Origin of the sequence: Streptococcus sp. NLN76 (assembly GCF_015686645.1) — a bacterium.
Taxonomy (GTDB): domain Bacteria; phylum Bacillota; class Bacilli; order Lactobacillales; family Streptococcaceae; genus Streptococcus.
Genome location: NZ_JADPMS010000062.1, coordinates 1 through 7877, shown reverse-complemented (window position 1 = coordinate 7877; position 7877 = coordinate 1). Strand labels below are relative to the sequence as shown.

Here is a 7877-nt window from a genome sequence, read left to right as displayed (position 1 = left end):
ACTTATGAAGCAGCAAGAGCATTAGGGATGCGGCAACATCCTTAAGACATTTTTAAATATGTTCACCTTAAGTATAACACAGATAGTGTTTTTTTGCGCTTTTTTACTGTGTTATTTTCAAATAAAACTCCCGTAATAGGTTTACGGGAGTTCAATGGTTATTTATCCGCAAAGTAAGCACGGACTTTCGGTGCGACTTCTTTCCCAAAGAGTTCGATGGCTTTGAGAACGTCTTCGTGAGGCATGGAGCCAAGTGGTAGGTGGAGCATGAAGCGGTTCAGGCCGAGTTCTTCAATCATTTTGATGAGTTTTTCAGCCACTTGGTCTGGGTTGCCGACAAACATGGCTCCGTTTGGTCCAAGTTGTTGGAGGTATTTATCGTAGCTGAGTGGTGTCCAGTGTGGACGGTCTTTGGAGATGGCATCCACGACTTGTTTAGTTGGGTGGAAGTAGCGTTTGCGAGCTTCTTCTCCGTCTTCCATGAGGAAGCCCCAAGAGTGAGCTCCTACTTGTAGCTCTTGGTCGCTGAAGCCATTTTCTTTTCCAATTGTACGGTAGGCATCAATGAGAGGTTTGAAGTAGCTTGGTTGTCCACCGATGATGGCATAGACAATTGGAAGTCCCATTTGGGCGATTTTGACAGTGGATTCGACATTGCCGCCGGTTGCTACCCAGACAGGGAGTTTTTCTTGGACGGCCCGTGGGTAGACTTCACGGTTATCAATGCTTTGGGTGTGGTGTCCCTTCCATTTTAGCTTGGTTTCTTGATTGGCATAGAGAAGTAGATCTAGTTTTTCATCAAAAAGGCTATCATAATCCTTGAGGTCTTGACCGAAGAGAGGGAAGGATTCCGTGAAAGAACCTCGTCCAGCCATGATTTCAGCACGACCATTGGAGAGAGCGTCGATTGTAGCATATTGCTGGTAGACGCGGATAGGGTCTAGGCTGGAGAGAATGCTGACAGCGCTGGTAAGGCGGATGTTCTTCGTGTTGACAGCACCGGCAGCGAGGACGATCTCTGGTGCAGAGACAGCGAAGTCATCCCGGTGGTGTTCCCCAATTCCGTAGACATCCAAGCCAACTTCATCCGCCAATTCAATTTCTTTAACCAATTGACGAATGCGCTCATCGTGTGAGTAGACGTGATTGCTTCCTTCTAGGGGAGTTGTTTCACCAAATGTTGAGATTCCGAGTTCGATTTTCATAGTTGTGTCTCCTTTGTTTTCTTAACTTGAGATTATTTTATCACTAGTTAGTAATAAACACAAGAGGTTTGTTTAGAAAAATAAGATGCGCTGTTAGCGCACCTTAGAACGGTTCTCGTAATATTTTCTCACGTAGCGACTGGCCTGTAAAAAAGCTAGACTAATCAAGATGGCCCCGGAAATAGACCAGACAGAAGCAACTTCCAGAGAAAGGAAGATGAAGCTGAAGAGGATGGTCATGAGGGAGAAGGCTGCGAGATTTGCGAAGTAGTAAAATTCGTAGCGATTCTCGATGGCATCCGGGTCTTGGCTAGGGTCATATTGGGTGAAAGGATTTTCGACTGGTTGGGGTTGGGGGTTACGGAGGACCTCTTGGTCACGTAACACATTTTCTCTTACGGGCATAATCTCTCCTTGTGCAAATCACTATATAGAATACCACATTTTCAAAGGTTCTTACATTACAAATAGATGACAATACGAGAATAAAACTAAGAACGCTAGGGTATGAATGTGATTGCTTCAATCTCTCTTCTGATGACTTTTGTGAATTTCTTGTGGGACTGGGCTTACTTTGCGGATATCTTTTAAAGGAATCATGGTTGAGACCCTGTGTGGTAAGCTGTTGATGATTAGTTGGTTTTGGTCTGGATTGATTTTAACAATGCTACCGGTAACGTGTTTTTTTCCATAGATGACCAGGACGGTTTGTTTCAGATTCTGAGCTCGCTGTAATTGGGCTTGAGTGTCAGCCAATTGCTTGTGAGCCTTGTCTTTGCCATCTCCGGCTTCCAGAAAATCGGTCATTTGTTGCTTGATTGCATCCCAAAATGTTGCCATGGATTCCCCCTTATTCGTTTTTCTTTTATTATACCGATTTTAATTCTTTCTTACAATATTGTAAGAAGGGAATTTTTCCCATATTATTTAATTTTTAGTAAAAAATAGTGTAAAATAGGGATATTACAACACAAAAGGGAGGCACAATGGCTGAGTTTACATTTGAAATTGAAGAAAAATTGCTTGTCCTATCGACCAATGAAAAGGGATGGACCAAGGAATTGAATCGGGTGAGCTTTAATGGCGCACCTGCTAAATTTGACTTGCGATCGTGGAGTCCGGACCATCAAAAAATGGGTAAAGGGATTACGTTGACGAATGAGGAATTCCAAGTATTAGTAGAAGCGTTTAAGAATTAGGAAAGAGGAATAAGATGAAAAAATTCTCCTTTGATAAAGGAAATCTCAGTAAGGGTAAGATTGCCATTGGTGCGGGAGCAGCAGTTCTTATCCTTGGAGTTGGAGGAATGCTGTTGAATAGCTTCTCAAGTGATGTCGAGCAGACGCAGTCGGGTTATCAGATTGCCAAAGTGAAATCTGGCAATGTTGCGTCTAATACCCTTTTAACAGGTCAGGTTGCAGCCAACCGTGAACAGTATGTGTATTTAGATGCAAGTAAGGGGGACCTACAAGATGTCTTGGTTAATGTTGGGGATTACGTAGGCGTTGGGACACCATTGGTGCAGTACCAAAGTCAAAATGCGCAACTTGATTATGACATTGCCCAACGGGCGGTTAATAAAGTCGACCGTCAAATCTATACAGCTGAAGTCTATGGAGTGGATGCGGCAACAGGTTCAGCAGGCGCTGCAACAGCAACAGATTCGGATGATGCGAGCGCAGGCTACGGCTATAGTGCAACGACAGGTGCAGCTCAACAGAATGCCCAAAATTCGCTCTATGACTTGTATGACAGTCGTGAAGATGCAGTGGCAGGACTCGAGAAAGCAGGAAACACTCTCAATGCCACAACCGTTTATTCTACTATTGAAGGAACTGTGGTTGAAGTAAACCGGGATGTGGCCAAGTCCGCAACAGGAGCTAGCCAAGTCTTGGTCCATATTGTGAGTGAAGATGGGCTACAAGTTAAGGGAGATGTGACAGAGTATACCCTTCCAAATATCACCAAGGGTCAAAAGGTTAAAATTACTTCCAAAGTTTTCCCTGGTAAGACTTGGGAAGGAGAATTCTCCTACATTTCCAATTATCCTAAAAATGGTGGAGAGAGTACAGGTTCGGCTGTCAATGCGGCAGATAGTGGCGCAAAATATCCTTACAATGTAACCATTAATTCAGATGCTTCTGAGTTGAAACAAGGCTTTAACGTCAGCATGGAAGTTCAGAATGAAGGGAAACAGACCGTGATTCCGATTACAGCTCTCGTGACAGAAGATGAAAAACACTATGTCTGGGTTGTTGGTGAGGATCGCAAAGCGAAGAAGGTTCAGGTTACCATTGGCAGTGCAGATGCAGAAAACCAAGCGATTACTGCAGGTCTGAAAGAAGGCGAGCAGGTCATTACCAATCCTGATGATCAGATCAAACAAGGTCAGGAGGTTGATAAGGATGGCGAATCTAATTAAAATTAGAGGACTCCAAAAGTCCTACCGTAATGGGGATCAGATTCTTCAGGTTCTCAAAGATATCGATTTAGATGTTGAAGAAGGAGAATTTTTGGCCATCATGGGACCATCTGGTTCTGGTAAGTCAACCCTTATGAACATCATTGGTCTCTTGGATCAGCCGACAAAGGGTTCCTATGACTTGGAAGGTCAAGAAGTTGCCCGCCTATCTGGCAATAAATTGGCCCATGTTCGAAATCACCAAATCGGTTTTGTCTTCCAACAGTTTTTCCTTCTATCGAAACTAACAGCCCTTCAAAATGTTGAGCTTCCGTTGATTTACGCTGGAAAGAGTGCTCGCGAACGGGTGAAGACAGCCAAGTATTATTTAGAAAAAGTTGATCTTGCTGAACGGATGAAGCACCTCCCTTCTGAATTATCGGGGGGACAAAAGCAGCGTGTGGCCATTGCGCGTGCTTTGGCAAACGAACCAGCCATTATTTTAGCGGATGAGCCAACAGGGGCCTTGGATACCAAGACAGGAGATCAGATCATGGAATTGTTGAGTGACCTGAACAAGGAAGGCAAGACCATTATTATGGTTACCCATGAACCAGAGATTGCTGCTTATGCTAGCCGCCAAATCGTCATTCGTGATGGACGGATTACCCAGGATTCAGCTAAGGAAGGGGGACGCTAATGGAAACTTGGAAATTTGCCATTGCCTCTATTCGTTCCCACAAAATGCGCTCCTTCCTCACTATGTTGGGGATTATTATTGGTGTCGCAGCAGTTGTCTTGATTATGGCATTTGGAGATGGGATGAACAAGGCTTTTACCAGAAGCCTGGCTTCTTCCCAACAAAATGTCCAAATTAATTACTCTCCTCTCAAATCTAAAGATGGAAGTGGAATCGTCACCAGTCAAGAAGTTTTTGAAGCTGAATCAGACCTTGCTTCTGGTGGACAACCACCTGCGCCAGTAGTATCCGAAAATCAAGTGGCGGATTTGCTGAATATTCAGGGAGTTACCAAATATCTGGTTTCAAATTCTGCCAATGCTACCGTTACTTTTGAAAGTAAGAATGTGACTGGAGCTTCCATTACAGGTGTGTCAGACTCTTACTTTAAGGCACAAAATTACCAGATCATAGCGGGTCGTAGTTTTGTGGCTGCTGATTATGAGCAATTTGCTCGAGTTGTTGTACTCGATAAGACCTTGGCCAATAAGCTCTTTAACAATCCAGAAGATGCCTTGAACCAGCTGATTAAAATTCAGGGGAATAACTATCGGATTATGGGGGTCTTCGATTATGATAAAAACGACAGTACTGCCCAATATCAATATCCAAACGGACAATTGCTCATGGCGAACACACAATTGGCTGCTGAGTTTTCAGTCCCAGAAATTCAAACTATTATTGTTAGTGTTGATGATGTAGATCGATCTCTTGAGATTGGTGCAGCGGCAGCCCGTCGTTTAACTCAGCTTGTTCGACCTGCTCAGGGAGAATACCAAGTGATGGATTTTTCAGACCAATTGGCCAATATCCAACAGACTTTAGGGGTTATGCAGCTAGTCATTGGCTCAATCGCAGGAATTTCACTATTAGTTGGTGGTATCGGAGTTATGAATATCATGTTGGTATCCGTAACAGAGCGGACCCGTGAAATCGGTTTGCGAAAAGCCTTGGGAGCAACCCGTAGGAATATTCTTACTCAGTTCTTGGTTGAGTCAGTAGTTCTGACCCTCATTGGGGGTTTTATTGGTCTCATGATTTCTTATGGAGTTGTCTTTTTGATTGGAGATAGCCTCAACGCGGCTTTTGGAGGCCCACCGGTTATCAGCATGCAATCTGTGATCGGAAGTACTCTCTTTTCGATTAGTATCGGGGTGATTTTTGGCTTACTACCAGCCAATAAAGCTTCAAAATTGAATCCGATTGAAGCACTTCGTTATGAATAATGGAGAGATAGTCATTTGGTTTGCTTTTAGTACAAAGGAGCAAGTCGTAGACAGTTCAAATCACTGGGAGAGATTTTGAGCTTGCTGATAAAAATTTCGAAGAAAATTTCAAATAATCCTGAACAAACTTCAAAATCGGAATGCTCGAATCTTTCAAAAAAATGGCTAGGAAAGTCAATGATGGTAGAACGGAGTTTCTCTGTCAGGCTTGACAACGTTAGATTTTGAAATTTAATGAGTATATACGTGCGACAAGACGACCCAACACAGGAATAAAAGATACGCTAAAAGAGTATACTTTCCCTAACAAAAACGCCTCCCCTCTTAGTTCCTAGGAACTAAGAGGGGAGGCGTTTTTTTCAGGTTCATACTTTATACATTTCAAAACCTAAATGTATAGTCTTTTAGTACAAGTCAGTGAGTCGTAGACAGTTCAAAATCTCTGGGGGAGATTTTGAGCTTGCTGAGTACAACTTTCGAAAAAAGTTTCAAATAAGTACGGCAAGACGATCTAATATAGTAATAAAAGATAAACTAAAGGAGTCTATTAATCCTCCTCGCCGCCCCCGCGTTCTACCTTCATTGGATTGTTTTTTCAGATTTCGAACTGTTTCGAGTATAAGTACGGCAAGACGATCTAATATAGTAATAAAAGATAAACTAAAAGAGTCTATTAATCCTCCTCGCCGAACCCTCGCTCTACCTTCATCGGATTACTTTTTCAGATTTCGAGCTGTTTCGAGTATCAGCTTGGTTTTTTGGCGAGCATGGTCGCGAATTGAAGTTGGATAGGATTTCCTTGAGAATCTTCTTTATGGAGATGTCCAAGATTTTCATTGTATTTGATGAGCTCCCAGTCGTTGTAATAATGAGCTAATTCACCTTCTTTAAAGGTAAAGGGAAAAGCGATTGGGCAAGGGTGTCGCTCTGTATCCATAGCACAAACAATGAGATTATAGCCCCCTGGTTTGGTTTGATCTTGCATGTTCTGAATGATGTCTGGAATTCGGCTGGCATCTAAAAACATCAGAACGACGGTTGAAAGAATCCAATCGTAGGATTTTTCGATGGAAGCCTCATGAATATCATAGCGTTCAAGGTTTAGAGGGATGTTTTCTTCGTCGGCGATTGCTTGAATATTGTTCAAGGCCTGTCCATCCTTGTCGACCGCTGTAACCTCTAACCCTTGGTGTGCCAGATATAAACTATTTCGACCGGAGCCACATCCCAAGTCTAATACTGTATAAGCCTGTATGATTGGGAGGGCCTCTAAAATTTCTGAATGCACAGCCCCGCAATTGTATTTTTTGACAAAGTAGTCCTCAGGACGACAGTAAAACTCTAAGTACCATTCCAAGGAATCTGATGCTACCTCTACACGGTGCCACTTTTGAGGTTCTACAAAAGGAATGGCATCTCCTGCCTTCCACAGGTGACTTTCCAGTATCTCTCCGTTTAAATCTAGAAAATGAAAACGCAAAGCTCCTTTCAGAATACGGATTTTCCCCCAAGTCCCTGCTTTGGTATTGTGCTGTCTTGTTACTGTCTGGGGCGTCGTTACCTGGGTCCAGATGGGCATACGTTTATAAGGAATGAGTTTATTTGTATTCATAGTCTACATCCTTTCTATGTTTATCATAGCTTATTTTGAAAGGGAATACAAATAATGTGAGAAAAATCTGTTTAGATTCATTTTCTATCAATTTAAAGTCTCTTGGATTACAGTTGTTATTGTGAATTTTTTTTGACGGGATGATTGGAGTGAAAGAACCTAGTTTTTGATGAATCCTGTGAAAAAAAGACCTTAAAAATGTGCCGTTTGAATCGTTAATGTTTAAAATATTTGGATAAGATGAAGGGGGAGAAAAGGTAAGACGGTGACTCCAAATCCAGTGAGAAAGGAAATATAGTCTTTCAGTACAAGGAAGCGAGTCGTAGACAGGTCAAAATCTTGAGGGAGATTTTGAGGTTGCTGATAAAACTTTCGAAGAAAGTTTCAAATAAGTACGACAAGACGAGCTAACATAATACCCATTCAACATGCCTTTGTACCTGAGCCTTAAAACAAGAAAGCGAAGACAGTCTGGGAAGAGACTGTTTGAACCCGAGCCTAACAATAAAAGAGCGAGCTCGGTTTGGGGATAAATCGTTTCAGCTTACAACTTGAAATAAAGACTTGTATAGTCTTTTATTTGAAAATAACACAGTAAAAAAGCGCAAAAAAACACTATCTGTGTTATACTTAAGGTGAACATATTTAAAAATGTCTTAAGGATGTTGCCGCATCCCTAATGCTCTTGCTGCTT

The 7877-nt window shown here is 42.4% G+C and carries 8 protein-coding genes; 4 read left to right on the top strand and 4 right to left on the bottom strand.

Annotation, left to right across the window (positions count from 1 at the left end; translation table 11 throughout):
• Nucleotides 1-158 precede the first annotated feature (158 nt).
• The 3 genes from I1A59_RS08745 to I1A59_RS08735 all read right to left on the bottom strand — a co-directional run bounded on the left by I1A59_RS08745 (nucleotide 159) and on the right by I1A59_RS08735 (nucleotide 2045).
• Nucleotides 159-1205, bottom strand: a complete 1047-nt coding sequence (locus I1A59_RS08745; RefSeq protein WP_196092394.1) for an LLM class flavin-dependent oxidoreductase — start codon at nucleotides 1203-1205, stop codon at nucleotides 159-161.
• A 93-nt stretch (nucleotides 1206-1298) separates the two neighbouring features.
• Nucleotides 1299-1610: a DUF3270 family protein gene (locus I1A59_RS08740; RefSeq protein WP_196092393.1), complete on the bottom strand. Its 312-nt coding sequence runs from the start codon at nucleotides 1608-1610 to the stop codon at nucleotides 1299-1301.
• Between the two features lie 117 nt (nucleotides 1611-1727).
• Entirely contained in the window at nucleotides 1728-2045 is a 318-nt protein-coding gene (locus tag I1A59_RS08735) for a hypothetical protein (RefSeq protein ID WP_196092392.1), read from the bottom strand.
• Nucleotides 2046-2191: 146 nt separating this feature from the next.
• Here I1A59_RS08735 and I1A59_RS08730 point away from each other — a divergent pair, with 146 nt between their 5' ends.
• From I1A59_RS08730 to I1A59_RS08715, 4 genes are read left to right on the top strand one after another with little or no spacing between them, the layout of a single operon-like run.
• Nucleotides 2192-2404 carry a YdbC family protein gene (locus I1A59_RS08730; protein WP_196092391.1) on the top strand — a complete coding sequence of 71 codons (213 nt, stop codon included), beginning with the start codon at nucleotides 2192-2194 and terminating at the stop codon, nucleotides 2402-2404.
• A gap of 14 nt (nucleotides 2405-2418) precedes the next feature.
• A complete protein-coding gene (locus I1A59_RS08725) occupies nucleotides 2419-3627 on the top strand; it encodes an efflux RND transporter periplasmic adaptor subunit (protein ID WP_196092390.1) in 1209 nt (402 codons plus the stop codon).
• Nucleotides 3611-4306 (top strand): ABC transporter ATP-binding protein, encoded by a 696-nt coding sequence (locus I1A59_RS08720; RefSeq protein WP_196092389.1) that lies wholly within the window; start codon nucleotides 3611-3613, stop codon nucleotides 4304-4306. Before I1A59_RS08725 ends, I1A59_RS08720 begins: the two co-directional genes overlap by 17 nt.
• A complete protein-coding gene (locus tag I1A59_RS08715; protein ID WP_196092388.1) occupies nucleotides 4306-5571 on the top strand; it encodes an ABC transporter permease in 1266 nt (421 codons plus the stop codon). The genes I1A59_RS08720 and I1A59_RS08715 overlap by 1 nt, the downstream gene beginning before the upstream one ends.
• A 745-nt stretch (nucleotides 5572-6316) precedes the next feature.
• On the opposite strand, the gene tehB is transcribed toward I1A59_RS08715, so the two are convergent.
• Nucleotides 6317-7183 (bottom strand): SAM-dependent methyltransferase TehB, encoded by an 867-nt coding sequence (gene tehB / locus I1A59_RS08710; protein WP_196092387.1) that lies wholly within the window; start codon nucleotides 7181-7183, stop codon nucleotides 6317-6319.
• Nucleotides 7184-7877 lie beyond the last annotated feature (694 nt).

Bases quoted from the DNA above. Each gene is read 5' to 3' on its own strand.
- I1A59_RS08725 (WP_196092390.1), top strand. From the start codon at position 2,419: ATGAAAAAATTCTCCTTTGATAAAGGAAATCTCAGTAAGGGTAAGATT.
- I1A59_RS08735 (WP_196092392.1), bottom strand. From the start codon at position 2,045: ATGGCAACATTTTGGGATGCAATCAAGCAACAAATGACCGATTTTCTG.
- I1A59_RS08730 (WP_196092391.1), top strand. From the start codon at position 2,192: ATGGCTGAGTTTACATTTGAAATTGAAGAAAAATTGCTTGTCCTATCG.
- I1A59_RS08715 (WP_196092388.1), top strand. From the start codon at position 4,306: ATGGAAACTTGGAAATTTGCCATTGCCTCTATTCGTTCCCACAAAATG.
- I1A59_RS08745 (WP_196092394.1), bottom strand. From the start codon at position 1,205: ATGAAAATCGAACTCGGAATCTCAACATTTGGTGAAACAACTCCCCTA.
- I1A59_RS08720 (WP_196092389.1), top strand. From the start codon at position 3,611: ATGGCGAATCTAATTAAAATTAGAGGACTCCAAAAGTCCTACCGTAAT.
- tehB (WP_196092387.1), bottom strand. From the start codon at position 7,183: ATGAATACAAATAAACTCATTCCTTATAAACGTATGCCCATCTGGACC.
- I1A59_RS08740 (WP_196092393.1), bottom strand. From the start codon at position 1,610: ATGCCCGTAAGAGAAAATGTGTTACGTGACCAAGAGGTCCTCCGTAAC.